Source organism: Stenotrophomonas sp. Steno-C18, assembly GCF_056393195.1.
This window is the reverse complement of record NZ_JBWJOX010000001.1, coordinates 384221-409593: the sequence shown is the minus strand read 5'-3', so window position 1 is coordinate 409593 and position 25373 is coordinate 384221. Positions and strand designations below refer to the sequence as shown.

The following is a 25373-nucleotide window of genomic DNA, read 5'->3' as shown; positions in this document are numbered from 1 at the left end:
TCAGGAGCGGCATGAGCGCCCGGATTACTGCTGCGGCCGAGCCGCGGATCGCCATCATCGGCCTGGGGTACGTCGGTCTGCCGCTGGCGGTGGAGTTCGGCAAGACGCTGGACGTGCTGGGGTACGACATCGATGCCGCACGCGTGGCCGAGCTGCAGGCCGGGCACGATCACACGCTGGAACTGGAAGACGATGAACTGGCAGCAGGCGTGCATGCCCGCTACACGGCCGACGCCGCCGCGCTGGCACCACGCAACGTCTACATCGTCACCGTGCCCACGCCCATCGACGCCTACGAGCAGCCGGACCTGGAGCCGATGCGGCGCGCCAGCGCGTTGATCGCCGGCGTGCTCAAGCGCGGTGACCTGGTGATCTACGAGTCCACCGTGTACCCGGGGACCACCGAGGAAGTCTGCGTGCCACTGCTGGAGCAGGGTTCGGGGCTGCGTTTCAACGAGGACTTCTACTGCGGCTACAGTCCCGAGCGGATCAACCCGGGCGACCGCCAGCGGCGCCTGCCGGACATCCGCAAGATCACCGCCGGTTCCACCCCTGAAGCGGCCGACGTGGTCGATGCGCTGTACCGGCGCATCATCACCGCCGGTACCTGGCCGGCGCCGTCGATCCGCGTGGCCGAGGCGGCCAAGGTGGTGGAGAACATCCAGCGTGACGTGAACATCGCGCTGGTCAACGAACTGGCGCTGATCTTCGACAAGCTGGAGATCGACACCCTCGATGTCCTCGAGGCGGCGGGCACCAAGTGGAACTTCCTGCCGTTCCGCCCGGGCATGGTCGGCGGACATTGCATCGGCGTGGACCCGTACTACCTGCTGCACAAGTCCGAGAGCGTGGGTTATCACCCGGACTTGATCCATACCGCGCGCCAGGTCAACAACCGCGTGGTGGCGCACGTGGTCACGCGGGTGCGGTTGCTGCTCGAAGGCAAGGGCAAGGCCTTGTCCGGTGCGCGCGTGCTGGTGCTTGGCGTCACCTTCAAGGAGGACTGTCCGGACCTGCGCAACAGTCGCGCACTGGACCTGGTGCAGATGCTGTCCGCGGCGGGTGCTTCGGTCGATGCCTTCGACCCATGGGCGGATCCGCGCGGCGCGCACGACATGGGCGGGGTGACGCTGGCCGATGAACCCGCGGCCGGCGCATACGACGCGGTGGTGCTGGCGGTGGCGCACCGGCAGTTCCGTGAACTGGATGTCGACGCCATCCGTGCCTTGGGTGTGCCGGACGTGGTGGTCTACGACGTGAAATCGGCCTGGCCCCGGCAGGCAGTGGACGACCGGTTGTAGAATCCGCCATCCCCGACCGCGAGGACGGTAATGCATCGTTATCTGGTTTATGTGCTGGCACTGATCCTGTTGCCGGTATCGCTGGCCCTGGCAAGCCAATGGCCTGCCTGGTACTGGGGCGTGGCCCTGTTTGGCCTGATGTCGGTGCTCGGCACCTGGGATGTGCTGCAGCGCCGCAGTGTCCTGCGGCGCAACTATCCGGTGCTGGCGCATTTCCGCTATGGCTTCGAGTCGATCGGGCCGGAGATCCGCCAGTATTTCGTGCAGAGCGACCTGGAGGACGTGCCGTTCTCGCGCCAGCAGCGCCAGTTGATCTACCAGCGTTCACGCAACGAGATGGACGTGGTGCCGTTCGGCACGCTGCGCAGTGCCTATGCGGTGGATTACGAATGGATCAACCATTCACTGTCGCCGACCAGCATCCCGCATCATGATTTCCGCGTGGTCATCGGTGCCGATTGCGCCAAGCCGTATTCGGCGAGCGTGTTCAACATCTCGGCGATGAGTTTCGGCTCGCTGTCGGCCAATGCGATCCGCGCACTCAACAAGGGCGCGCAGCTGGGCAACTTCTACCACGACACCGGCGAAGGCTCGATCTCGCCCTACCACCGCGAACAGGGCGGCGACCTGGTATGGGAGCTGGGCTCGGGGTACTTCGGCTGCCGTGACGAGAATGGCCGCTTCAGCGAGGAGCGCTTCGTCGAGAACGCCCGGCTTGAGCAGGTCAAGATGATCGAGATCAAGCTCTCGCAGGGCGCCAAGCCGGGCCATGGTGGCGTGCTGCCGGCGGCCAAGGTCAGTGCCGAGATCTCGCAGACGCGTGGCGTGCCGATGGGCGTGGACTGCGTGTCGCCATCCAAGCATTCGGCGTTCTCCACGCCGGTCGAGCTGCTGCAGTTCGTGGCGCGGCTGCGCGAGCTGTCCGGCGGCAAGCCGGTGGGCTTCAAGCTGGCCATCGGCCATCCGTGGGAATGGTTCGGCATCGCCAAGGCCATGCAGGAAACCGGGTTGCTGCCGGACTACATCGTCGTCGACGGCGCCGAAGGTGGTACCGGTGCGGCCCCGGCCGAGTTCATCGACCATGTCGGCGTGCCGATGAACGAAGCCCTGATCCTGGTGCACAACACGCTGGTGGGCCTGAACCTGCGCGACCGCGTGCGCCTGGGCGCTGCCGGCAAGGTGACCAGTGCGTTCGAGATCGCGCGCACCATCGCGCTGGGCGCGGACTGGTGCAACGCCGGGCGTGGCTTCATGTTCGCGTTGGGCTGCATCCAGTCGCTGAGTTGCCACAACGACAAGTGCCCGACCGGCATCGCCACCCAGGATCCCAGCCGCTGGCGGCACCTGGAGCCGGTGGACAAGGCGCAACGCGTGTTCCGTTACCACGAGAACACCCTGCGCGCGCTGCGCGACCTGCTGGGCGCGGCCGGATTGAACGATCCGTCCGAGCTGGGCCCGGAGCACATCCTGCGCCGCGTGTCGCCGGTGGAGATCCGTTCGCTTTCCAGCTTGTACCGCTATCTGGCCCCGGGTGAGCTGCTGAACAAGGTGCCGGAGCATGTCGTGTTCCGCGACTACTGGGCCGATGCACGCAGCGATTCGTTCAACCCGCCCTCGCGCATCGCCGCGCTGCGCGCAAGCAAGGAACGCTGACCCCGGCAGCGCGGAGCCGTGCTCCGCTGCGGCACGCGGCACTACCGGGAGAGCCGCGTCGCGCATGGCTCGGCGCGCTCGCGACGATGTGCTCCCGGCAGGCCGGGGTGGCGTCCGCGTATTGCAGCCTTACCGCTGCGCCAACCAGGTGATCGCGCCTTCGGCAGCGCGCAGCCCGCTCGCGTAGCAGGCGGTGAGCAGGTAGCCGCCGGTCGGGGCTTCCCAGTCCAGCATCTCGCCGGCGCAGAACACGCCGGGCAGGGCGGTCAGCATCAGCCCGTCGTCCATGGCTTCCAGGCGTACACCGCCTGCCGTGCTGATGGTCTCTGCCATCGGGCGCGGGCGCAGCAGGCGCAGCGGCAGGCGCTTGAGCGTACGCGCCACCGCGTGCAGGTCATTGCCGGCGTCCTTGCCCAGCACTTCGAACAGCAGCCCCGCCTTGACCGCATCCAGCCCCGCCGCACGGCGCAGGTGCTCGCCGAAGCTGCGGCCCTTGCGCGGCCGGCCGAGGTCGGCGAGCAGGCGTGCTTCCTCGCGGCCCGGGACCAGGTCCAGTTCCAGCTGCGCCAGGCCCTGCCGGTTGAGCGTCTCGCGCAGGTCGGCTGCCAGCGCATAGATCAGGCTGCCTTCAATGCCGTACTCGCTGATCACGCACTCGCCCTGGAGCTGCTGCGGCTGGCCCTGCAGGTCCGGCCAATGCGCGATCACCGGCTTGAGCGGTGCACCGGCATGGCGCTGCCGGAAATGCGTGCTCCAGTCGATGTCGAAACCGCAATTGGCCGATTGCAGCGGTGCCACGGCCACGCCGTGCTGCTGCAGCACCGTCGTCCAACCGCCATCGGAGCCGAGCTGCGGCCAGCTGCCGCCGCCCAGCGCCAGGACGGTGGCATCGGCGTGCACGCCGATCTCGCCGTCCTCATTGCGCAGGCGCAGGCTGCCGTCGCCATTCCAGCCCAGCCAGTGGTGCTGGACATGGAAGCGCACCCCCTGTTCCTTCAGGCGGCGCACCCAGCCCCGCAGCAATGGCGCGGCCTTGCGGTCCACCGGGAACACGCGCCCGGAACTGCCTACATAGGTATCCACGCCGAACCCCTGCGCCCAACGGCGCAGTGCCTCGGCATCGAAGCCGTCCAGCCAGCGGCCGACCTGCGCCTGCCGTTCGCGATAGCGGCTGTCGAACAGCGGGCGCGGGTCGGAATGGGTGAGGTTGAGCCCCCCCTTGCCGGCGATCAGGAACTTGCGTCCCGGCGAGCCCTTGGTCTCGTACAGGTCCACCTGCAGGCCGGCGGCGCGCAGCCGCTCGGCGGCGAACAGCCCGGCCGGGCCACCGCCGATCACCACGACGTGTTTTTCAGCGGGGCTGGACATCAAGCAGTTCAACATCAAAGACCAGCGAGGAGCCGGCCGGGATCGGCCCGGTGCGACGGTTGCCGTAGCCATACTCGGCCGGGATCATCAGCGTGCGCTTGCCGCCGACCTTCATGCCGGCAACGCCTTCATCCCAGCCGCGGATGACCTGCTTCTCGCCCAGGTTGAAGGTGAACGGTTCGCCGCGGTCGAGCGAGCTGTCGAACTTCTCGCCATGCTTGTCGGCGGTGCGTTCGTCGTACAGCCACCCGGTGTAATGCACGGTGATCTTGGTGCCGGGCACCGCTTCGGCACCGGTACCCGGCTGGGTGTCGATGCGCTCGAACGTGGCGATGCTGCCCCCTGGTGGCGGCCCCGGAGGCGTGCAGCCAGCGGCGAGCAGGGACAGCAGAAGCGGGATGAACAGACGGCGCATGACGGGCTCCGGCGGAAAGGGCGTGCAAGGGTAGCGCATCACTGCCGGGTATCATGGCGCGATGGCCAAACTGCTACTCAATCTGCGCAATGTCGATCAGGACGAACGCCAGGAAGTCGGCGAGCTGCTCGACCGCAACGGCATCGCCTGGTACCGCACCGAACCCAGCCCGTGGGGGATCTCGCATGGCGGCATCTGGCTGCGCGAGAACGACGACCATCCGCGTGCCAAGGCGTTGATGGCCGACTACCAGGCCGAGCGCTCGCGACGGGTACGCGGCGAGCGTGAGGCAGCGCTGCGCGATGGCACCGCTGAAACCTTTGGTTCCCTGTTCAGGCAGCGCCCGCTGTACGTGATCCTGGTGCTGCTGGGCATGCTGGCGGCCGCCGCGCTGGTGCTGCTGCCATTCATGCTGCTACGCGGCTGAACCCGGCCGGCCGTTACAATACGGCCATGATCGTCAATACCGCCGCCTACCATTTCGTTGCCCTGGCCGATGCCGAGGCGTTGACCGCCACCCTGCTCGAGCGCGCCGAGGCGCTGGCGCTGCGCGGCACCATCCTGGTGGCGGAAGAGGGCATCAACCTGTTCCTGGCCGGCAGCGGCGAAGGCATCGATGCGTTCTATGCGCAGCTCACCGCCGAGCCGCGTTTCGCCGGCATGCGGGTGAAGTACAGCTACAGCCAGATGCAGCCGTTCGCGCGGCTCAAGGCCAAGGTCAAGCCGGAGATCATCAGCTTCCGCCGTGACGACGGACAGCCGCTGGATTACCCGCGCGCGCCGAGCGTGGCCCCGGCCACGCTGCAGCGCTGGCTGCGGCAGGGCCATGACGATGATGGCAAGCGCGTGGTGATGCTCGATACCCGCAACGAGCAGGAGTTCGCGCACGGAACCTTCGCCGGCGCGCTGACCCTGCCGATCGCCAAGTTCACCGACCTGCCGGCCGCCCTGGCGCCGCACCGCGATGCGCTGTCCGACGCCACCGTGGTCAGCTTCTGCACCGGCGGCATCCGCTGCGAGAAGGCCGCGCTGTGGATGCAGAACGATGGCATGCACAACGTGCTGCAGCTCGATGGCGGCATCCTGGGCTATTTCGAGGAAGTGGGTGGCGAAGGCTACGACGGCCGCTGCTTCGTGTTCGACGAACGCGTGGCGCTGGACCCGCAGCTGCAGCCGTTGGTCGACCACGACGCCAGTCAGGCCGCCTGAGGCGTCCCGACGGCCGTTGGCCGGTAGCGGCGCGGCGAGGCCGGCTCTGGGCAGGCGCATTTCCCTGCGGGCGTACACCTGAAGCGGCAGGGCAGGGGAGTTCTGCGGAAAACAGCGTTCAGGCTTCGCCTGTTCCTTAATCGATCCAGCTCCCCCATGTTGCGTGCATCGTCTTTGGAAGCCGCACCATGATCCCCCTTTCCATCCTTGATCTCGCGCCGGTCTGCGAAGGCGCCGGCCCGCGCCAGGCCTTCGCCAACATGCTCGACCTGGCCCAGCACGCCGAGCGCTGGGGCTATCGCCGTTACTGGCTGGCCGAGCACCACAACATGCCGGGCATCGCCAGTGCGGCGACCTCGGTGCTGATCGGTCATGTGGCCGGTGGGACCTCGACCATCCGTGTCGGCGCCGGCGGCATCATGCTGCCCAACCACTCCCCGCTGCAGGTGGCCGAGCAGTTCGGCACGCTGGCGTCGTTGTATCCCGGCCGCATCGACCTGGGGCTGGGCCGTGCACCGGGCACCGATCATGCCACCGCGCGGGCGCTGCGCCGCTACTTCGACAGCGCCGACCAGTTCCCGCAGGATGTCACCGAGCTGCTGCATTACTTCGAACTGGCCGAGCCGGGGCAGAGCGTGCGCGCGGTACCGGGCGCGGGCGTCGAGGTGCCGGTGTGGCTGCTGGGTTCCAGCCTGTTCAGTGCGCGCCTGTCGGCGGCCATGGGCCTGCCGTTTGCCTTTGCCTCGCATTTCGCGCCGGACGCCATGGACGAGGCGGTGGCGATCTATCGCCGCGAGTTCCGCCCGTCCGCACGCCTGTCACAGCCCTACGTGATCCTCGCCTTGAACGTGGTTGCCAGTGCGTCGGAGGCGGAGTCACGCCGGCTGTTCACCACCCAGCAGCAGAGTTTCGTCAACCTGCGTCGCGGTCGCCCGGGCCTGATTCCGCCGCCCCTGGACGACATCGAGGCGTTCTGGGAGCCGCACGAGAAGTCGGGCGTGGAGCGGGCGTTGGCCTGCACCGTGCTGGGTGATCCGGCGCAGGTGGCCGAAGGGCTCAAGGCCTTCGCCGAGCGGCATCGCCCGGACGAGATGCTGGTGACCGCCAACATCTTCGAGCACCGCGCACGGCTGCGTTCGTTCGAGCTGGCGATGCAGGCCTGGACCGAAGCCAATCGTTGACGCAGCGCAGGAGCGGCCTCGGCCGCGAAGCTGACGGATCATCCGGTCACAGGGGCCATGCACGTAGGACTCGTACCTGTTTCGCGCCTGAAGGCGCTCCTACGGTGGGCCGCCAGGGGCGGCCTTGGCCGCGAAGCCGGCAAACCCTGACAGGCGTTGCAGATGGGCACTCAGCCGCCGGTCCAGCGCTGCAACAGCTCCAGCATGCTGCTCACCAGTTGCCCGGACCCCATGCCGAAGAACACGCCGCCGGCAATGGCGGCGATCCAGTTGAACAGCATCAACGCGCCGTCGCGCTCGATCAGTGCCAGCGCGAACAACAGCAGCTGGAAGCCGAACAGATAGTTGGTGAAGGGGATCGGCAGGCTCAGCAGGATGCCGGTCAGGATCAACAGCAGGCCCGTCAGGATCCGTGCCGGCAGCGGGTCGATCAGCAGCGGCAGGCGGGGCTTGAGCATCCGGTCCAGGCGCTGCAGCGGGCGGCTGATCCGGTTGAGGAACTTGTGCATCGTGCCGCGCCTGGGGCCGCGCCGGGCGATGAAGCCCGGCAGCCAGGGGCGCGACAGGCCGATGATCAACTGCAACCCGATCAGCAGCACCAGCGGGCCGCTGACCGCGCCGCCAACGCCCGGGATCGGGATGAAGGAGGGCAGGATGGCGATGAACAGGAACATGCCGAAGGCGCTCTGTTCCAATCCGTGCAGCACCTGCCCCAACGACAGCTGCTCGGCGGGGTCACCCTTCTCGAACATCCCCAGCAGGGTGCGGATGCCCTCGTTCTGGTAGGCGTTGTCCAGTGCCGGGTCGTCCTGCTCAGCCGGTGGTGTCATCGGCATCTTCTTCCGGCAGGCGGTGCAGCAGCAGCTTGTCGATGCGGGCGCCGTCCAGGTCGACGATCTCGATGCGCCAGCCGGCCCAGTCGAAGAACTCGCCAGCGTGCGGGATGCGGCCGAAATAGTGCATGCACATGCCGGCCAGGGTGTAGTAGTCACCATCCTCGGCGTCGGGCAGGCTGGCGCCGTCCATCAGCTCCTGCAGGTCGTCCACCGGCAGCGAACCGTCGACCAGCAGCGAGCCATCGGCGCGGGTCACCACCAGCGCGTCGTCGTCGGTGTTCTCGGCCGCCTGCAGGCGGCCGACCACGGCGCCCATCAGGTCGGAAATGGTCACCAGGCCCTGGATTTCGCCGTACTCGTCGACGACCAGCGCCATTGACTGGTGTTCCTCGCGGAAGATTTCCAGCAGCTTCATCGCATGCGTGGATTCGGACACGTACAGCGTTTCGCGCAGGTTCTCGAACAGCGAGCCGTTGCCGCCGTCCAGGCGGGTCACCAGCGACTTCACCTCCAGGATGCCGGCGATGTCCTGGTCGTGGCCACGGTAGACGGGGTAGCGCGAGAACGCATGGTCGCGCATCGCCTGCAGGTTCTTCTCCGGCGCAGCGGTGGTGTCCAGCCAGGCAATGCGGTTGCGCGGGGTCATCAGGCTGTCGGCGGTGCGGTCGCCCAGGCGCATCACGCGGTTCATCATGTCGCGCTCATGGGTGTCGATCACGCCGGCCTCGTGGCTCTCGGCCACCAGCATGCGGATCTCCTCTTCCGTGACCGACGCCGACTCGGTCTTGCCCAGGCCGAGCACGCGCAGCACCAATTGGGTGGAACGCGACAGCAGCCACACGCCGGGGGCCGCAATGCGGGCCAGCCAGCTCATCGGCACCGCAACGAAGCCGGCGATGTTCTCCGAGCGGGTCAGGGCGAGACGTTTGGGGACCAGTTCGCCGAAGATCAGTGTCAAATAGGTGATCAGGGCAACAGCCAGCGCCTTGCCGGTGAAATCGGAATAGGCGAAGCCCGGGGCCAGCTCATGCAGCCAGCCGGCGATCATCAGGCCGATCGATTCACCACCGTAGACACCGGTAAGGATGCCGATCAGGGTGATGCCGATCTGCACCGTGGATAGGAAATTCTCAGGTTTTTCAGAGAGTTCCAGTGCGCGCTGGGCGCGCTTGCTGGTGGCGGCCTGCTGCTTGAGGCGGCTCTTGCGCGAGGTCATGACCGACATTTCGGACATGGCGAAGAACCCGTTCACAAGAATCAGGGCAAGTACGATGATCAGTTCAAACACGGGCGTCTCCCCGGGTTGGTGGCAGGGAGGGCGGGTGCATGCGATGGCGGCGGGCGCTCAGGAGCGGGATCCGGCGCGGCGGCGGGGGATAAGGGTCGTCGTCCATAGGGTGCGCCGTGAAGGCGCTGGCGAATAGTAGCAAACCGGGCCCCTTTCGCGGCAACGCCGTGTTCACATTTCTCGTTCAGGTGGGACGCAGGAATACCCTGATTGCCATCTAGTCGTCATAATTCGCCCCCGGTGCCGTCCCTCCCGCGACGGCGAATAGGTTCCCCATGTTTTCGTTGCAGACCATCTTTGGCTCCGGCAAGCAGTTCTACACCTACCTCGACGAGGCCGCGCAGGCCGCCTATGACAGTGCCAAGGCGCTGCACGGGATGATGCGCGAAGCCGATCGTCAGCCGGCATTGGATGCCTTCAAGCTCGCCCGTCTGCGCGAGCGCGCCGCCTCGGACAAGATCAGCCAGGCGCTGGTGGACAGCTTCATGACCCCGATCGAGCGCGAGGACATCGAAGCGCTGGGTTCGGCGCTGTACAAGATTCCCAAGCAGATCGAGAAGTTCGCCGATCGCTACTCGCTGGCCGTGCAGCACCTGGACCAGATCGACTTCGCGCCGCGCGCGGCGATGCTGGAGCAGGCGGCCGGGGTGGTGGTGGAAATGGTCAACGACCTGCGCCACATGAACCTGGACCGCATGACCGCGCTCAACGAGAAGCTGCGTGCACTGGAGAACGAAGCCGACCGCCTGATGCTGGAGTTGTACCGCGACATCTATTCCGGTCGCCTGGACAACCTGCAGATGTTCCTGCTGAAGGAATTCTTCGAGATCCTGGAAAAGGCCATCGACCGTTGCCGCGAGGCCGGTGTGGTGGTTTACCAGATCGTGCTGAAAAACAGCTGACGGGGGCGGGTAGATGCTCACCCTCGTACTGGTGGTGATCCTGGCAGCGCTCGTCTTCGAGTTCATCAACGGCTTCCACGACACCGCCAACTCCATCGCCACCGTGGTGGCGACCAAGGTGCTCTCGCCCGGCTGGGCGGTGATGCTGGCTGCAGGCATGAACCTGATCGGTGCGCTGACCGGCACCGCGGTGGCGCTGACCATCGCCAACGGCCTGCTCAATACCGACGTGGTCGACGTGACCCCGCAGGTGATCCTGTGCGCGCTGCTCGGCGGCATCGTCTGGAACCTGATCACCTGGTGGAAAGGCCTGCCGTCCTCGTCCTCGCACGCGCTGATCGGTGGTCTGTGCGGTGCCGGCCTGGCGGCTGCGCACAACAACTGGGACGCGTTGATCTGGTCCAAGAACGTCGGCGACTGGGCGCAGAACAAGGGCCTGTTGTGGAAGGTGTTCGTGCCGATGATCACCTCGCCGGTGGCGGGCTTCCTGCTCGGCATCGTGGTGATGTGCCTGCTGTGGGCGATCATCGCCGGCATGGCGCGCGCCGGTGGCGTGCTTGGCCGCCTGGCCCGTCCGCGCTGGGTCAATGCCTTCTTTGGCAAGGCGCAGATCGTCTCGGCGGCTTACATGGGCTTCGCCCACGGCCACAACGATGCGCAGAAGACCATGGGCATCATCGCCATGACCCTGATCGGTGCCGAAGCGACCGGTGCGCTGAACGACCTGCCTTCCTGGCTGGCCTTCATGCACCCGGACGCGCATGCCGGTGACGGCATCGCGATGTGGATCGTGCTGACCTGTGCGGTGGTGATGGCTGCCGGTACCGCCTCCGGTGGCTGGAAGATCATCAAGACGCTGGGCCACAAGATGGTCAAGCTGCACCCGATCCACGGCTTCGCCGCGGAGACCAGTTCGGCGACGATCCTGACCCTGGCTGCCCACTTCGGCATGCCGGTCTCGACCACGCACAGCATCTCCACCGCGATCATGGGTGTGGGCTTCGCCAAGAACCCGAAGTCGCTGCGCATCGGCGTGATCGAGCGCATCATCTGGGCCTGGATCCTGACCATCCCGGCCGCCGGCGGCTGCGCCTATCTGATCCTCAAGCTGTTCGCGTTGATCGGCTGGAATTGATCGGTCGTTGATCGGCGAAGAAGTGCGAAGGCCCGCCAGGAATGGCGGGCCTTTCTGCTTCTGGCATTTGCTCCGGATCCCGGCGCCTCCCCTTGGCGAAGCCAAGGGGGAAGGAATCAGGCTTGCCTGACAAGCCCGCGGCGGAACGTGGCGCCGCGCTGCCGGCAGGCGGCTGGAGCGGCCAACAAAAAGCCCGCCATGGTGGCGGGCTTTTTGTTGGCCGGGATGCAATCCCGGCGCTCTTGGGCGAGTCCGGCGATCAGGCTTCCTGCGAGGCCAGGTCGCCCTTGCTCTCCAGTCGTGCCAAGCAGTCACATCCGTTGCGGGAATGCTTGCACCGTCGCCACGGCTGGGGGCAATGAGTAGCCGCGCGTCAGGCTTCCAGTGAAGCCAGATCCCCCTTGCTCTCCAGCCAGCCCTTGCGGTCGGCCGCGCGCTTCTTGGCCAGCAGCATGTCCATCAACGAACGGGTCGCTTCGCTGTCGTCCACGGTCAGCTGCACCAGCCGGCGGGTATCGGGGTGGATGGTGGATTCGCGCAGCTGCGAGGGGTTCATCTCGCCCAGGCCCTTGAAGCGGGTCACGCTGACCTGGCCCCTGATCTTCTCGCGCTCGATCTTGTCCAGCATCGCGCGCTTTTCTTCCTCGTCCAGCGCGTAGAACACCTGCTTGCCCACGTCCACGCGGAACAGCGGCGGCATCGCCACGAACACATGGCCGGCATCGACCAGGGCCGGGAAGTGCTTCAGGAACAGCGCTGCCAGCAGGGTTGCGATGTGCAGGCCGTCGGAATCGGCGTCGGCCAGGATCACCACCTTGCCGTAACGCAGGCCGGACAAGTCGTCCTTGCCCGGGTCGCAGCCGATGGCGATGGCCAGGTTGTGCACTTCCTCGGAAGCCAGCACGCTGCCGGAGGCGACTTCCCAGGTGTTCAGGATCTTGCCGCGCAGCGGCAGGATGGCCTGGAAGTCCTTGTCGCGGGCCTGCTTGGCGCTGCCGCCGGCCGAGTCACCTTCCACCAGGAACAACTCGGTGCGCGACAGGTCCTGGCTGATGCAGTCGGCCAGCTTGCCGGGCAGGGCGGGGCCCTGGGTGACCTTCTTGCGGGTGACCAGTTTTTCGGTCTTCAATCGCGCGCTGGCGCGCTCGATCGCGATCTGGGCGATCTTCTCGCCCAGCTCCACGTTCTGGTTGAGCAGCAGGCTGAAGGCGTCATGCGAGGCGCCCTCGACGAAGCCGGCGGCCTGGCGCGAGGACAGTCGCTCCTTGGTCTGGCCGCTGAACTGCGGGTCGGTCATCTTCAGCGACAGCACGAACGACACACGGTCCCAGACGTCTTCCGGGGCCAGCTTGACGCCGCGCGGCAGCAGGTTGCGGAAGTCGCAGAACTCGCGCAGCGCCTCGGTCAGGCCGGTGCGCAGGCCGTTGGCGTGGGTGCCGTGCTGGGCGGTCGGGATCAGGTTGACGTAGCTCTCCTGGACCAGCTCGCCTTCCGGCAGCCAGGCCACGGCCCAGTCGACCACCTCGGTTTCCTTCTTCAGGCTGCCGGTGAACAGCTCGGCCGGCAGCATCTCGCGCTCGCCCAGCTCGGCCTTCAGGTAGTCGCGCAGGCCATCCTCGAAATACCAGGTGTCGACTTCGCCGGTGGCTTCGTCGGTCAGCTTGACGGTCAGGCCCGGGCACAGCACGGCCTTGGCGCGCAGCAGGTGGCGCAACGCACGCACGTTGAACTTGGGGGTGTCGAAGTACTTCGGGTCCGGCCAGAAGCGCAGGCGGGTACCGGTGTTCTTCTTGCCGACGCTGCCGACCACTTCCAGCGGACTGGCGCGGTCGCCGTCGCGGAAGGTGATGCGGTGCTCGCTGCCTTCGCGGCGGATGTGGATCTCCACCAGGTTGGAGAGCGCATTGACCACCGACACGCCGACGCCGTGCAGGCCGCCGGAGAAGGTGTAGTTGCGGTTGCTGAACTTGCCGCCGGCATGCAGGCGGGTCAGGATCAGCTCCACGCCCGGGATCTTCTCTTCCGGATGGATGTCCACCGGCATGCCGCGGCCGTCATCGCTGACCTCGCAGCTGCCGTCCTTGAACAGGGTGACTTCCACCGTCTTGGCGTGGCCGGCCAGGGCTTCGTCGACCGAGTTGTCGATGACTTCCTGCGCCAGATGGTTCGGGCGCGCGGTGTCGGTGTACATGCCGGGGCGGCGTTTGACCGGGTCCAGGCCGGAGAGGACTTCGATGTCGGCGGCGTTATAGCGGGCGTTCATGTATCTCGATAAGGCGCAAAGCGACGTGCGAGTTTGCGGTCTGCCGGCGATTTTTGCACGCAGGGCATTCAGGGGCGGGCGAGCCGGATCGGGGTATCCTATGCCCGGTCCAAGAAGAGCCCGGTCCCGTCGGACGGGGTGTTCCCAGGAGGAATCGGATGAAATCGTCGAAAATGCTGGCTCTGGCTGCTGTTGCTGCCGTAGTGGTGGCGGTTCCCTTCGTGATGGCGCAGGACGCCGGCAAGCCGAAGGCGGGCGAGACCGCCCAGAAGGCGCCGGAAGACAAGGCCCAGAGCGAGGCCGAGCAGAAGGCCAAGCGTCGTGCCGCCGCTGCCGCCCAGGACAGGGCGCAGGGCGACCAGTCGGCGCCGCGTGAAGAAGAGGAAGAGGAAGCCCGTCGCCGTCGCTGACGCGTTTCCCGCTGGATGACAGACGCCCCGGCGCAGGCCGGGGCGTCTTTTTTTTGATCTCGCCGCATCCTGCGCTTGGGTGTTTGGGCGACAACCTTTAAACTAGGGCTTTCCGGGAGGCAGTGAGCCGTGACCCCCCTTATTTTTGTTACTGGCGGTGTGGTGTCCTCGCTTGGCAAGGGCATTGCAGCCGCGTCTCTGGCCTCCATCCTCGAGGCACGTGGCCTGAAGGTCACGATGATGAAGCTGGATCCGTACATCAACGTCGATCCAGGCACGATGAGCCCCTTCCAGCATGGTGAGGTCTACGTCACCGACGACGGTGCCGAGACCGACCTGGACCTGGGCCACTACGAGCGCTTCGTCCACACCCGGTTGAGCCGCAAGAACTCGATCACCACCGGGCGCATCTACGAGAACGTGATCCGCAAGGAGCGCCGGGGGGATTACCTCGGTGCCACCGTGCAGGTGATCCCGCACATCACCGACGAGATCCGCCGCTGCATCGACGAGGCCACCGAAGGCTTCGACGTGGCGCTGGTTGAGATCGGCGGCACCGTGGGCGACATCGAGTCGCTGCCGTTCCTTGAGGCCATCCGCCAGGTGCGTACCGAGCGCGGCCCGGAGAAGGCGCTGTTCATGCACCTGACGCTGGTGCCGTTCATCGGCGCTGCCGGTGAACTGAAGACCAAGCCGACTCAGCACTCGGTCAAGGAGCTGCGCTCGATCGGCATCCAGCCGGACGTGCTGCTGTGCCGTTCCGAGCACGCCATTCCGGATTCGGAGCGCCGCAAGATCTCGCTGTTCACCAACGTCTCCGAGCGCGCCGTGATCAGCGTGCCGGACGTGGAAGTGCTGTACCGCGTGCCGATGGGCCTGCATGCGCAGGGCCTGGACGACATCGTGGTCAACCAGCTCAAGCTGGGCGACAAGGCCGGTCCGGCCGACCTGTCCGAATGGGAGTCGGTGCTCGACGCTGCGCTGCATCCGCTGGATGAAGTGACCATCGCCGTGGTCGGCAAGTATGTCGACCACCAGGATGCCTACAAGTCGGTCGGCGAGGCGCTCAAGCACGGCGGCCTGCGCCAGCGCACCAAGGTCAACCTGAAGTGGCTCGAGGCGCAGGAGCTGGCCGAGTCCGGCCTTGCCAGCCTGGACGGCGTGGACGGCATCCTGGTGCCTGGTGGCTTCGGCGACCGAGGTTTCGAAGGCAAGGTGCTGACTTCCCAGTTCGCCCGCGAGCACAAGGTGCCGTACTTCGGCATCTGCTACGGCATGCAGGCGGCAGTGGTGGATTACGCACGCCACGTGGCCGGTCTGGACGGTGCCAACAGCACCGAGAACGACCGCCAGTCGCCGAACCCGGTGATCGGCCTGATCACCGAGTGGCGCACCGCCAGCGGCGAAGTCGAGAAGCGCGACGAGAAGTCCGACCTGGGCGGCACCATGCGCCTGGGCCTGCAGGAGCAGCGCCTGAAGCCGGGCACGCTGGCCCACGAGCTGTACGGCAAGGACGTGGTCGCCGAGCGTCACCGCCACCGCTACGAGTTCAACAACCGCTACCGGACCCAGCTGGAAGACGCCGGCCTGGTGATCTCCGGCAAGTCGATGGACGACACGTTGGTGGAAGTGGTCGAGTTGCCGCGTGACCAGCACCCGTGGTTCCTGGCCTGCCAGGCGCACCCGGAGTTCCTGTCCACGCCGCGCGGCGGGCATCCGCTGTTCATCGGGTTCATCCGCGCCGCGCGCGAGCGCAAGGCCGGCGGTGCGCTGCTCAAGGAAGCACGCGCCTGAGGTTCGTCCCTCTCCCGGCGGGAGAGGGTGCCCCGCAAGGGGCGGATGAGGGCAGGGACAGTGGTCGGCTTGATTTCACTGCGTCCTGCCCTTATTCCAGCTTCGTTCCCGACGGGGGCGAGGTTCCACCATCACGAGGTGATTGAATGAAGCTCTGTGGATTTGAAGTAGGTCTGGACCAGCCGCTGTTCCTGATCGCAGGACCCTGCGTGATCGAGTCGATGCAGCTGCAGCTGGATACCGCCGGCAAGCTCAAGGAAATCACCCAGAAGCTGGGGATGAACTTCATCTTCAAGTCCAGCTTCGACAAGGCCAATCGTACCTCCGGCACCAGCTTCCGTGGCCCGGGCCTGGAAGAAGGCCTGAAGGTGCTGGCCGAAGTGAAGAAGCAGATCGGCGTGCCGGTGCTGACCGACGTGCACGAATACACCCCGATGGACGAAGTGGCCTCGGTGGTGGACGTGCTGCAGACCCCGGCGTTCCTGGTGCGCCAGACCGATTTCATCAGGAAGGTCTGCTCGGCCGGCCGCCCGGTCAACATCAAGAAGGGCCAGTTCCTGTCGCCGTGGGACATGAAGCCGGTCGTGGAGAAGGCCAAGTCCACCGGCAACAATGACATCATGGTCTGCGAGCGCGGCGCCAGCTTCGGCTACAACAACCTGGTCAGCGACATGCGCTCACTGGCGGTGATGCGCGACACGCAGTGCCCGGTGGTGTTCGACGCCACCCACTCGGTGCAGTTGCCGGGCGGGCAGGGCAGCAGCTCCGGCGGCCAGCGCGAGTTCGTGCCGGTGCTGGCGCGTGCCGCGGTTGCGGTGGGCGTGGCCGGCCTGTTCGCCGAGACCCATCCCGATCCGTCCAAGGCTTTGTCCGACGGCCCCAACGCCTGGCCGCTGGACAAGATGGAGGCGCTGCTGGAAACCCTGCTGGCGCTGGATTCGATCACCAAGAAGAACGGTTTCCTCGAATCCACCGTCTGATAGCTGCTTGAACCGATGGCCCGTGTTTCACGGGCCATCGGCGTTTCAGGGCCCGGCAGCGGGCCGCTTTCACCCGAAAGCAACGCCTCGCGCCGGCCTTCCCATCGTTTAAACTGCCCCGCAGTTTTACGAAACCCGTCGAATTCAGACTCAACCAACGAGCCTATCCCCCAGATCATGACCACTATCGCCAAGATCCACGCCCGTGAAATCCTCGACAGCCGTGGCAACCCCACGCTGGAAGCCGAAGTCACCCTGGCCGACGGCTCCTTCGGCCGTGCTGCCGTGCCCTCGGGTGCCTCCACCGGCACCAAGGAAGCCGTGGAACTGCGCGATGGTGACAAGACCCGTTACCTGGGCAAGGGCGTGCGCAACGCGGTGGCCAACATCAACGGCACCATCGCCACGGCGCTGGCCGGCTTCGATGCCGACGACCAGCAGGGCCTGGACCGTCGCCTGATCGATCTGGACGGTACCGAGAACAAGGGTCGCCTGGGTGCCAACGCGCTGCTGGGTGTTTCGATGGCCGCCGCGCATGCCGCCGCCGCCTCGAAGAAGCAGGCGCTGTGGCAGTACTTGGCCGGCAAGACCGGCGCCACGCCGTCGCTGCCGGTGCCGATGATGAACATCATCAACGGCGGTGCGCATGCCGACAACAACGTGGACTTCCAGGAGTTCATGGTGCTGCCGGTCGGCTTCAGCTCGTTCAGCGAGTCGCTGCGCGCCGGCACCGAAATCTTCCATGCGCTGAAGTCGGTGCTGAAGGGCCATGGCCTGAGCACGGCAGTCGGCGATGAAGGCGGTTTCGCACCGGACTTCCGCAGCAACGTCGAGGCACTGGACACCATCCTGGAAGCCATCGGCAAGGCCGGCTATACCGCCGGCGAAGACATCCTGCTGGGTCTGGACGTGGCGTCCAGCGAGTTCTACGAGAACGGCAAGTACAACCTGGTCGGCGAGAACAAGCGCCTGACCTCCGAGCAGTTCGTCGACTTCCTGGCCGACTGGACCAGCCAGTACCCGATCATCACCATCGAGGACGGCCTGGCCGAGAACGACTGGGCAGGCTGGAAGCTGCTGACCCAGCGCATCGGCAACAAGGTGCAGCTGGTCGGTGACGACCTGTTCGTGACCAACCCGAAGATCTTCGCCGAAGGCATCGAGTCGGGCACCGCCAACGCCATCCTGATCAAGGTCAACCAGATCGGCACCCTGACCGAGACCCTGGAAGCCATCGCGATGGCCGACAAGGCGCATTACGCCGCCATCGTCTCGCATCGCTCCGGCGAAACCGAAGACACCACCATCGCCGACATCGCCGTGGCCACCACCGCCACCCAGATCAAGACCGGCTCGCTGTGCCGCAGCGATCGCGTGGCCAAGTACAACCAGCTGCTGCGCATCGAGGAAGCCCTCGGTGCCGGCGCGCGTTACGCCGGCCGTGACGCGTTCGTGTCGCTGAAGCGCTGACGCTGATGCGCAACTGGCGCTGGCTGCTGCTGGTGCTCGCGGTACTGCTGGGTTTGCTGCAGTACCGCTTCTGGTTCGGCCCGGGCAATTCGGGTGAAGTAATGATGCTCGAAGCCCAGGTCGCCAACCAGAAGCGGGACAACGATGGCCTGCAGCAGCGCAACGATGCGCTTGCTGCCGAGGTCAAGGACCTGAAGGAAGGCGAGGCGGCCATCGAAGAGCGCGCGCGTAGCGAGCTGGGCATGATCAAGCCCGGCGAGAAGTTCTACCGCGTGGTGGAGGACGCCCCCGTGGCCGCGCCGGTCGCACCGGCTGCGCCGCCGCCGGCGGCGGCCGCGGTCGAGCATGGAACGGAGCCGGTACCATGATGACCCAGGTCTGGGCGGTGGTTCCGGCGGCCGGCCGTGGCACCCGCTTCGGCGGCCCGGTGCCCAAGCAGTACCTGCTGGCCGACGGCGAACCGTTGTTGGCGCATACGCTGCATGCCCTGCTGTCCCATCCCGGGGTGGCCGGGGTGATGGTGGCCATTGCCGAGAACGATGCCGATTGGCCGGGCTGGACCTCCTTTGCCGACAAACCGGTGCTCACCTGCGTCGGCGGCGATACCCGCGCCGCATCTGTGCTGGCAGGGCTGCAGGCCTTGCCGGACAGCGTGCGCGCCGATGACTTCGTGCTGGTGCACGACGCCGCGCGTCCCAACCTGGACGCGGTGGATCTGACCCGCCTGCTGGAGGTCGGCCGTGCCGATCCGGTGGGTGCCATCCTCGCCGCACCGGTGCGCGACACCCTCAAGCGGGCCGGCGACGATGGCGGCATCGACCGTACCGAGCCGCGCGAACGCCTGTGGCGCGCGCTGACCCCGCAGTTGTTCCGACGCCACCAGTTGAGCCGGGCGTTGATCGACGCCGCCACTGCCGGCATCGACGTCACCGATGAGGCGATGGCGATGGAGCGGCAGGGTGTGCGTCCGTTGCTGGTGGAAGGGGCCGAGGGCAACTTCAAGGTCACCACGCCGGCCGATCTGGCCCGCTTCGAGTTCGAGCTGTCGCGCCGCGGCAGCTGATATCCCCGCTCGGCGCGCTGCGCCGGCACAGTTCTGACGTACGGTGTTGCCATGAATGCTTCCACTCCGTTTCCGCCCATCCGCATTGGACAGGGCTACGACGTCCATGCCTTCGGCGAAGGTGACCACATCATGCTGGGCGGCGTGCGCGTGCCGCACCGTTGCGGCGTGCTCGCCCACAGCGATGGCGATGTGATCCTGCACGCGCTGTGCGATGCCATGCTGGGCGCGCTGGCGCTGGGCGATATCGGCGTGCACTTCCCGCCGTCGGATGACCGTTGGAAGGGCGCGGACAGCAGCCGCTTCGTCAGCCACTGCAATGCGCTGCTGGCCGAACGTGGCTGGCAGGTCGGCAACGCCGACATCACCGTGATCTGCGAACGGCCCAAGGTCGGGCCGCATGCGCTGGCCATGCGCGAGACGGTGGCGCAGCTGCTGGGCATCACGCTGGACCGGGTCAGCATCAAGGCCACCACCAGCGAGAAGCTGGGCTTCACTGGTCGTGAGGAAGGCATCGCCGCGCAGGCGACGGTGCTGTTGGTGGCGCTGTGACCGCGCTGCCGCTGGCGTTCGGTGCGCCGCTGTTGACGGCCTCGATCCGCAGCACGCCGGAGGATTTCCAGGTGGACGAGCTGCCGGCGTTCGAAGCCACCGGCGAGGGGGAACACCTGCTGCTCGACATCCGCAAGCGCGGCGCCAATACCGTTGCCGTCGCCAAGCAACTGGCGCAGTGGGCCGGCCTGCCGGAAATGGCGGTCAGCTATGCCGGGCAGAAGGATCGCCACGCGGTGACCACGCAGCGCTTCAGCGTGCACCTGCCCAAGCGGGTCGCCCCCGATCTGGCGGCATTGGCGTCCGACGACGTGCAGGTGTTGGCCTCGACCTGGCACAACCGCAAGCTGCAGCGCGGTGCGTTGGCGGGCAACCGGTTCAAGCTGGTGCTGCGTGACCTGCAGGGTGATGCGGCGGCCATCGATGAGCGCCTGCGACTGATCGCCGCACGTGGCCTGCCCAACTGGTTTGGTGAACAGCGCTTTGGTCGCGATGGCGGCAACGTGCCGGCCGCGCTGCAGATGTTTGCCGGACGTCGCGTGCGCAAGGACCAGCGTTCGATGCTGCTGTCGGCCGCGCGCTCGGCCTTGTTCAACCGCGTGCTGGCCGCGCGCGTGGAGCAGGGTAACTGGGACACGCCGTTGGACGGTGAGGTATGGATGCTGGACGGCAGTCGCTCGGTGTTCGGCCCGGAACCGATGAGTGATGTATTGGCCGAGCGCCTGGCGCGTTTCGATATCCATCCCAGCGCGCCGCTGTGGGGCGTCGGCGAGCTGCGTTCCGCCGATGCCGCGCGTGCCTTGGAAGAACAGGCGCTGTCCGACGACCAGGCGCTGGCATTGCGGGCCGGGCTTGAAGAAGCCGGCTTGAAGCAGGAGCGTCGTGCCCTGCGCTTGCGTCCGGCATTGATGCAGCACCAGTGGCTGGCCACGGACGTGCTCGAACTGTCGTTCGCGCTGCCGCCGGGGTGCTACGCCACGGCGGTGCTGCACGAACTGGGCCAGACCAACGACGCCAGCCGCGCGGAGTAGCCCCGCCAGTAGCAGCGGCCTCGGCCGCGAAGCCGATGAAAGCCCCGTCGCTTGGATTGCCGGTACCTGTCAGCGATGGGCCAACAACACCAACACCGCCCCGGTGCCGCCCTGTGCCGCCGGGGCGGAATGGAAGGCCAGCACGTCGTTGCGCTGGCGCAGCAGGCGGTCCACCAGGTTCTTCAGCACCGGCGCGCCGCCATCGGCCTGCAGGCCCTTGCCGTGGATGATGCGCACGCAGCCGTGTTCATGGTCGCGCGCTTCGCCCAGGAACTGACGCAACAACCCTTCGGCCTGGGCGGCAGTGGCACCGTGCAGGTCCAGTTCGTCCTGCACCGAGTACTGGCCACGCTTGAGCCGCTGGAACATCCGCGCCGGCAGGTTGTCACGCCGGTAGCTGGCGGTGTCGCCGGCTTCCAGTGGCGCGCTGGAGCGCAGCAGCCGGGCGAACTCGCCCAACGCCTCCGATTCATCCTGTTCAGCCATGCGTGCGCGCGGTTTCGGGCGCGGCTTGCCGGTGGCCGGTGTCTCCACTGGCCGCATCGGCGTCACTTCGCCGATGGCCGAGCGGAACAGGGCGCTGTCATCTTCATCTTCGGGGTACGACATGCGCACAGCGTAACCTGCGGCATGTATCCGGCAAATGGCAGGGTAAGTGGCCGGGCGCATTCCGGTATCATGGCCCTTCAGGTCGGCCGGCCTGGCGCCAGGCGCAGGACGGTCCGGCGGTTGCGGCGCGCAGGGGGCGCCGCGTGTTGATCCAGTGATCCAGGTCTTTAATGCGCGTACTTGTAAGCAATGACGACGGTGTGGACGCCCCCGGCATCAAGATGCTCGCCGAGGAGCTCCGCAATGCAGGGCATGAAGTCACCGTGGTGGCCCCGGACCGTGACCGTTCCGGCGCCTCCAACTCGCTCACCCTCGACCAGCCGGTGCGGCTGCGTCGCATCGACCATTACACCTGCGCGGTGGCCGGCACGCCGACCGACTGCGTCCACCTTGCGCTGACCGGCATGCTCGAATACGAGCCGGACATCGTCGTGTCGGGCATCAACAATGCCGCCAACCTCGGCGACGACGTGATCTATTCCGGGACCGTGTCCGCGGCGATGGAGGGGCGCTTCCTCGGCCTGCCGTCGGTGGCCGTCTCGCTGGTCACCCACAAGCACGAGGCCAAGCACTTCCGCAGCGCGGCACGTGCGGCGGTGGAGATCGTGGCGCGGTTGATTGCTGATCCATTGCCGGCCGACACCATCCTCAACGTCAACGTGCCGGACCTGGCCTGGGAAGATATCCGTGGCTTCGAGGTCACTCGCTTGGGCAACCGCCACCGTGCCGAGGCCTGCGTGCCGGCGACCGACCCGCGCGGCAACACCGTGTACTGGATCGGTCCGGCTGGCAGCGAGCAGGATGCTGGGCCCGGCACCGATTTCCACGCCGTGCGCACCGGGCATATCTCGATCACCCCGATCCAGGTGGACCTGACCCGCTACGAGGCACTGGAGAAGGTCGCCGGTTGGGTGGGCGGGCTCACCGAATCGCTGGGGAAGGCGGAATGACCCCGCGCCTGCGCCTGCAGCCGGAGGCGGTCGGGATCGGCATGACCTCCCAGCGCGTGCGCGACCGCCTGGTCGACCGCCTGCGCGAAGCCGGCATCGTCAACGAAGCGGCCCTCAACGCGGTGCGCGTCGTGCCCCGTCATCTGTTCATCGATGAAGCATTGGCCTCACGCGCCTATGAGGACACCGCACTGCCGATCGGCCATGGCCAGACCATCTCCCAGCCCTGGGTCGTGGCGCGCATGACCGAGGCGGTGCTGGCGGTGGAGCCCAGGACCGTGCTGGAGGTCGGCACCGGTTCGGGTTACCAGGCCGCCATCCTGGCCGCGCTGGGGCTGGAGGTGTTCACCGTGGAGCGTATTGGCGACCTGCTGCGGCAGGCCCGCAAGCGCTTCCGCCAGCTGGGCATGAACGTGCGCAGCAAGCATGATGACGGCCGTATCGGGTGGCCCGAACATGGTCCGTATGACGCCATCGTGGTGACCGCCGCCGCGCCGGCGCTGGTGGACGCGCTGATCGACCAGTTGGCCGTGGGTGGCCGGTTGGTCGCGCCGGTGGGCGGTGCGGGCGGACAGGTGTTGTTGCAGTTGACCCGGCAGGCCGATGGCACCATCGCCCAGGAAGAACTGGCGCCGGTGAGCTTCGTGCCCCTGCTGTCGGGCATGTTGGATTGAACCGGGAACAAGGACTGCAATGAAGATCTTCGGGCCGTTGTACGACCGTGCGATGCGCTGGGCCAACCACGAGCGCGCGCCGACCTACCTGACGGTGCTCAGCTTCGTCGAGGCGATCATCTTCCCGGTGATGCCGGAGGTGATGCTCATGCCGATGTGCGTGGCGCAGCCGCGCAAGGGCTGGTGGTTCGCCACGCTGAGCCTGATCGGCTCGATGGCCGGCGCCCTGGTCGGTTACGCGCTGGGCCATTACGCCTTCGAGGTGCTCAAGCCGGTCTTCGAGTGGATGGGCATGCTGCCGGCGATCGAGTCGGGCATCGCCACGCTGCAGGAAAAGATGATCGAATCGCCGTGGGCGGTGTTCACTTTCCTGGTGCTGGGTGGTTTCATGCCCATTCCGATGAAGGTCTTCACATGGGCCTCGGGTATCGTGGGCGTGCCGCTGCCGCAGTACGTGTTGAGCATGCTGGTCGGGCGCGGCAAGCGCGTGTACCTGTTGGCGGCGGTAATCCGCTTCGGTGGCGCGCGCGCGGTCGAGGCGCTGCGTCGTTGGATCGAACCATTGGGCTGGATTGCCACCGCGCTGGTGGTGGGCCTGGTGGGCTGGCTGGTCTGGAGAGCGAAATTCGCATGAATGCAAAGAAGTTGGGCAAGGGGATCCGCGGTGCGGCGGCTGTGGCGATGGTCATCGCGCTGGCGGCCTGCGGTACGGCCACGGTGGTCAAGAAGCCGGCAGGTGGCTCGTCCGCGGGCGCCGCGTCGACCACGCCGCGTACCTCGGTGCCGCGGCCGGGACAGACGGTGACGGTACGCCGCGGCGATACGTTGTTCGGCCTGGCCCGCATCAACAACATCACCCCGAGTGACCTGGCTGCGTGGAACGGCCTGTCCAATCCCAACACGATCTACCCCGGGCAGACCCTGAAGCTGTATCCGCAGGGCAGCGGCACCACCGCCACGCGGCCGTCCGGCAGCGGTTCGGCCACGACCACGACGCGCCCGCCGACCCCGACGGCGCCGGTCACCGCGCCGGTCAACAGCGGCATCAGCTGGCGTTGGCCGGCTGACGGCGCACTGGTCGGGCGTTTCGTGGCCGGCGAGACCACCAAGCAGGGCGTTGATATCGCCGGTTCCAGCGGGCAGGCCGTGCGTGCGGCCGGTCCGGGCGTGGTGGTGTATTCCGGCGCCGGGCTGGTCGGTTACGGCGAGCTGATCATCATCAAGCACAACGACCAGTGGCTGTCGGCCTATGGCCACAACCGCAAGCGCCTGGTCAACGAAGGGCAGAGCGTGAAGGCCGGCGACCAGATCGCCGAGATGGGCCGCACCGGCACCTCGCGCGACATGCTGCACTTCGAGATCCGCTACAACGGCAAGCCGGTCGACCCGCTGCAGTACCTGCCCAGCCGCTGATGCATCGCCGTCGGCCGGGATGAAGTGCAGAACGCTCCCGGCTGCTTGGTATCGACGCGATCAAACAAAAAGCCCGATGCGATGCATCGGGCTTTTTGCGTTGGGCGAGCGCGGGGCGATGGGCGAACGCTCAGGCGGCGGGCTCCAGGATGAATGCGACCACGACCTTGCGGTTCTCGCCGGCCAGCACATTGAAGGTGCGGGCGGCGGAGGCATTGTTCATCACCTCGATGCCGATACCGCGGGTCAGGCAAGCCGCCATCACCGCCGGGGCGGGGAACACCTGCTTCTCGCCGGTGGCCAGGATCACCAGCTCCGGGTCCTGCGCCAGCGCGGCATCCAGGTGCTCGGGCGTCAGTGTTCTGGCGGAGGTGACCGGCCAGTTCTCGATCAGCTGGTTGGGGGCCAGCACGAAGCTGTGCTGCAGGGTCTGGTCGTTTACCCGGGCCTGGTGGCCATCGGCCGATCGCAGGGAGTAGGTGTAGTCCGGCAGTTCACGGCTGAGCAACATGTGGGGAATCCTCGGCGGTCAGCCGCGGGGCAGCACGATCTGGCGCTTTTCCTTGGCCGGGCGGTACAGCACGGCGACGAAGCCGATGCGCTGCACCAGCGCGCTGCCGCTGGCCTGGACCAGTTCGGCGACGATGGTTTCACGGGCTTCGCGGTCCTCGGCGCCCACCTTGACCTTGATCAGCTCGTGGCGTTCCAGCACTTCGTCCAGCTCCGCCAGGAAGGCGGGAGTAACCCCCTTGCCGCCGATCTGCAGTAGTGCTTTCAGATCGTGCGCCACGCCGCGCAGGAATCGGTTTTGGGCCGGGGTCAGGACAATGGACATGCAGGAATACGGGTTATCAAGGGGGTTCAGGGTATCATGAC

General features: G+C 66.8%; 27 protein-coding genes. 19 read left to right on the top strand and 8 right to left on the bottom strand.

All coding sequences use genetic code 11. From position 1 onward, the window contains the following. Positions 1-11 precede the first annotated feature (11 nt). Together AC06FE_RS01960 and AC06FE_RS01955 are read left to right on the top strand one after the other, a co-directional pair. Positions 12-1301, top strand: coding sequence for a nucleotide sugar dehydrogenase (locus tag AC06FE_RS01960; protein ID WP_313251356.1), 1290 nt, complete (start codon positions 12-14; stop codon positions 1299-1301). A gap of 30 nt (positions 1302-1331) precedes the next feature. Continuing rightward, positions 1332-2954 (top strand): FMN-binding glutamate synthase family protein, encoded by a 1623-nt coding sequence (locus AC06FE_RS01955; protein ID WP_192288067.1) that lies wholly within the window; start codon positions 1332-1334, stop codon positions 2952-2954. Between the two features lie 129 nt (positions 2955-3083). Here AC06FE_RS01955 and AC06FE_RS01950 read toward each other — a convergent pair whose 3' ends face one another. Then, complete coding sequence (locus AC06FE_RS01950) at positions 3084-4322, bottom strand: TIGR03862 family flavoprotein (protein WP_478072093.1); 1239 nt, start codon at positions 4320-4322, stop codon at positions 3084-3086. Beyond that, the gene (locus AC06FE_RS01945; protein ID WP_478072092.1) at positions 4306-4737 is read right to left on the bottom strand and encodes an FKBP-type peptidyl-prolyl cis-trans isomerase; all 432 of its coding nucleotides are present in this window, start codon (positions 4735-4737) and stop codon (positions 4306-4308) included. Before AC06FE_RS01945 ends, AC06FE_RS01950 begins: the two co-directional genes overlap by 17 nt. 61 nt (positions 4738-4798) lie before the next feature. Between AC06FE_RS01945 and AC06FE_RS01940 the strand changes: the two genes are divergently transcribed. The 3 genes from AC06FE_RS01940 to AC06FE_RS01930 all read left to right on the top strand — a co-directional run bounded on the left by AC06FE_RS01940 (position 4799) and on the right by AC06FE_RS01930 (position 7127). After that, entirely contained in the window at positions 4799-5164 is a 366-nt protein-coding gene (locus tag AC06FE_RS01940; RefSeq protein ID WP_478072091.1) for a DUF6164 family protein, read from the top strand. A 26-nt stretch (positions 5165-5190) separates the two neighbouring features. Beyond that, the gene (locus tag AC06FE_RS01935; protein WP_478072089.1) at positions 5191-5946 is read left to right on the top strand and encodes a sulfurtransferase; all 756 of its coding nucleotides are present in this window, start codon (positions 5191-5193) and stop codon (positions 5944-5946) included. A gap of 188 nt (positions 5947-6134) precedes the next feature. Further along, entirely contained in the window at positions 6135-7127 is a 993-nt protein-coding gene (locus AC06FE_RS01930) for an LLM class flavin-dependent oxidoreductase (protein WP_478072087.1), read from the top strand. Positions 7128-7297: 170 nt separating this feature from the next. Here the strand turns inward: AC06FE_RS01930 and AC06FE_RS01925 are convergent, their stop codons facing one another. Together AC06FE_RS01925 and AC06FE_RS01920 are read right to left on the bottom strand one after the other, a co-directional pair. Further along, complete coding sequence (locus tag AC06FE_RS01925; protein WP_478072086.1) at positions 7298-7963, bottom strand: exopolysaccharide biosynthesis protein; 666 nt, start codon at positions 7961-7963, stop codon at positions 7298-7300. Then, entirely contained in the window at positions 7941-9251 is a 1311-nt protein-coding gene (locus AC06FE_RS01920; RefSeq protein WP_132862712.1) for a hemolysin family protein, read from the bottom strand. Before AC06FE_RS01920 ends, AC06FE_RS01925 begins: the two co-directional genes overlap by 23 nt. 275 nt (positions 9252-9526) lie before the next feature. On the opposite strand from AC06FE_RS01920, the gene AC06FE_RS01915 reads away from it, so the two are divergent. Together AC06FE_RS01915 and AC06FE_RS01910 are read left to right on the top strand one after the other, a co-directional pair. Continuing rightward, positions 9527-10153 carry a DUF47 domain-containing protein gene (locus AC06FE_RS01915; RefSeq protein WP_132862713.1) on the top strand — a complete coding sequence of 209 codons (627 nt, stop codon included), beginning with the start codon at positions 9527-9529 and terminating at the stop codon, positions 10151-10153. 13 nt (positions 10154-10166) lie between these two features. Then, positions 10167-11288, top strand: a complete 1122-nt coding sequence (locus AC06FE_RS01910) for an inorganic phosphate transporter (protein WP_132862714.1) — start codon at positions 10167-10169, stop codon at positions 11286-11288. A 373-nt stretch (positions 11289-11661) separates the two neighbouring features. On the opposite strand, the gene parE is transcribed toward AC06FE_RS01910, so the two are convergent. Continuing rightward, positions 11662-13551: a DNA topoisomerase IV subunit B gene (parE, locus tag AC06FE_RS01905; protein ID WP_192288074.1), complete on the bottom strand. Its 1890-nt coding sequence runs from the start codon at positions 13549-13551 to the stop codon at positions 11662-11664. 158 nt (positions 13552-13709) lie between these two features. Between parE and AC06FE_RS01900 the strand changes: the two genes are divergently transcribed. The 8 genes from AC06FE_RS01900 (at position 13710) to truD (ending at position 20851) form a co-directional block, all read left to right on the top strand. Beyond that, positions 13710-13961 carry a hypothetical protein gene (locus AC06FE_RS01900; protein WP_132862716.1) on the top strand — a complete coding sequence of 84 codons (252 nt, stop codon included), beginning with the start codon at positions 13710-13712 and terminating at the stop codon, positions 13959-13961. 129 nt (positions 13962-14090) lie between these two features. Beyond that, positions 14091-15755 carry a CTP synthase gene (locus AC06FE_RS01895; RefSeq protein WP_132862717.1) on the top strand — a complete coding sequence of 555 codons (1665 nt, stop codon included), beginning with the start codon at positions 14091-14093 and terminating at the stop codon, positions 15753-15755. A gap of 146 nt (positions 15756-15901) precedes the next feature. After that, positions 15902-16735, top strand: coding sequence for a 3-deoxy-8-phosphooctulonate synthase (gene kdsA, locus AC06FE_RS01890; RefSeq protein WP_132862718.1), 834 nt, complete (start codon positions 15902-15904; stop codon positions 16733-16735). 177 nt (positions 16736-16912) lie between these two features. Further along, the gene (eno, locus tag AC06FE_RS01885) at positions 16913-18205 is read left to right on the top strand and encodes a phosphopyruvate hydratase (RefSeq protein WP_132862719.1); all 1293 of its coding nucleotides are present in this window, start codon (positions 16913-16915) and stop codon (positions 18203-18205) included. 5 nt (positions 18206-18210) lie between these two features. Then, positions 18211-18573 (top strand): cell division protein FtsB, encoded by a 363-nt coding sequence (gene ftsB, locus AC06FE_RS01880; RefSeq protein ID WP_313251336.1) that lies wholly within the window; start codon positions 18211-18213, stop codon positions 18571-18573. Further along, complete coding sequence (ispD, locus tag AC06FE_RS01875) at positions 18573-19268, top strand: 2-C-methyl-D-erythritol 4-phosphate cytidylyltransferase (protein ID WP_425603740.1); 696 nt, start codon at positions 18573-18575, stop codon at positions 19266-19268. The genes ftsB and ispD overlap by 1 nt, the downstream gene beginning before the upstream one ends. 51 nt (positions 19269-19319) lie before the next feature. Further along, the gene (gene ispF, locus AC06FE_RS01870) at positions 19320-19820 is read left to right on the top strand and encodes a 2-C-methyl-D-erythritol 2,4-cyclodiphosphate synthase (protein ID WP_192288077.1); all 501 of its coding nucleotides are present in this window, start codon (positions 19320-19322) and stop codon (positions 19818-19820) included. Continuing rightward, the gene (gene truD, locus AC06FE_RS01865) at positions 19817-20851 is read left to right on the top strand and encodes a tRNA pseudouridine(13) synthase TruD (RefSeq protein ID WP_478072085.1); all 1035 of its coding nucleotides are present in this window, start codon (positions 19817-19819) and stop codon (positions 20849-20851) included. The genes ispF and truD overlap by 4 nt, the downstream gene beginning before the upstream one ends. Positions 20852-20920: 69 nt before the next feature. Here the strand turns inward: truD and AC06FE_RS01860 are convergent, their stop codons facing one another. Next, a complete protein-coding gene (locus AC06FE_RS01860) occupies positions 20921-21460 on the bottom strand; it encodes a Smr/MutS family protein (protein WP_132862724.1) in 540 nt (179 codons plus the stop codon). 170 nt (positions 21461-21630) lie between these two features. Here AC06FE_RS01860 and surE point away from each other — a divergent pair, with 170 nt between their 5' ends. Genes surE through AC06FE_RS01840 form a run of 4 tightly spaced genes read left to right on the top strand, consistent with a single transcriptional unit; the run spans position 21631 to position 24497 of the window. Then, complete coding sequence (surE, locus tag AC06FE_RS01855; RefSeq protein ID WP_132862725.1) at positions 21631-22410, top strand: 5'/3'-nucleotidase SurE; 780 nt, start codon at positions 21631-21633, stop codon at positions 22408-22410. Then, positions 22407-23084: a protein-L-isoaspartate(D-aspartate) O-methyltransferase gene (locus AC06FE_RS01850; RefSeq protein WP_132862726.1), complete on the top strand. Its 678-nt coding sequence runs from the start codon at positions 22407-22409 to the stop codon at positions 23082-23084. The genes surE and AC06FE_RS01850 overlap by 4 nt, the downstream gene beginning before the upstream one ends. A gap of 19 nt (positions 23085-23103) precedes the next feature. Then, positions 23104-23718, top strand: coding sequence for a YqaA family protein (locus tag AC06FE_RS01845; RefSeq protein ID WP_192288079.1), 615 nt, complete (start codon positions 23104-23106; stop codon positions 23716-23718). Continuing rightward, positions 23715-24497 carry a peptidoglycan DD-metalloendopeptidase family protein gene (locus tag AC06FE_RS01840; RefSeq protein ID WP_478072084.1) on the top strand — a complete coding sequence of 261 codons (783 nt, stop codon included), beginning with the start codon at positions 23715-23717 and terminating at the stop codon, positions 24495-24497. The genes AC06FE_RS01845 and AC06FE_RS01840 overlap by 4 nt, the downstream gene beginning before the upstream one ends. 130 nt (positions 24498-24627) lie before the next feature. On the opposite strand, the gene AC06FE_RS01835 is transcribed toward AC06FE_RS01840, so the two are convergent. Next, positions 24628-25008, bottom strand: coding sequence for an Mth938-like domain-containing protein (locus AC06FE_RS01835; protein ID WP_132862729.1), 381 nt, complete (start codon positions 25006-25008; stop codon positions 24628-24630). Between the two features lie 18 nt (positions 25009-25026). Then, positions 25027-25332 carry a ribosome assembly RNA-binding protein YhbY gene (gene yhbY, locus AC06FE_RS01830; protein WP_478072083.1) on the bottom strand — a complete coding sequence of 102 codons (306 nt, stop codon included), beginning with the start codon at positions 25330-25332 and terminating at the stop codon, positions 25027-25029. Between the last annotated feature and the right edge of the window lie 41 nt (positions 25333-25373).